The 283-nt window shown below is 46.6% G+C and carries 1 protein-coding gene; it reads right to left on the bottom strand.

The genetic code is table 11. From position 1 onward, the window contains the following. On the bottom strand, positions 1-281 hold a 281-nt coding region (locus tag M3191_RS18840; RefSeq protein ID WP_251701751.1), incomplete at its 3' end, for a transposase. Positions 282-283 lie beyond the last annotated feature (2 nt).

The raw sequence follows: 283 nt of genomic DNA, 5'->3' as shown, positions 1-283 counted from the left end.
ACCATCTCGAGCATGGAGAGGACAAGCGCCTGGTCACATCTTGCATATCTTTCAAAGACTGAAGGTGCGAATTCGCCTTGACGAGTGCGTGGAACTTTCAATGTAATCTTTCCGATACTCATGGTTAGTTCCCGCTCATAGTAGCCGTTTCGATAGTCTACGCGGTTGTCAGAACGCTCATAGGAGGCAGCCTTGAGGTACTCGTCCCGTTCCATTTCCATATATTCATTCAACACCAGAACGATTGTGGATTTGACGACAGCGTCAATGTTTGAATTCATCA

Origin of the sequence: Sporosarcina luteola (assembly GCF_023715535.1) — a bacterium.
GTDB lineage: Bacteria > Bacillota > Bacilli > Bacillales_A > Planococcaceae > Sporosarcina > Sporosarcina luteola_B.
Note: the sequence above shows the minus strand (reverse complement) of the source record. Positions and strands in the feature narration are given on the sequence as shown.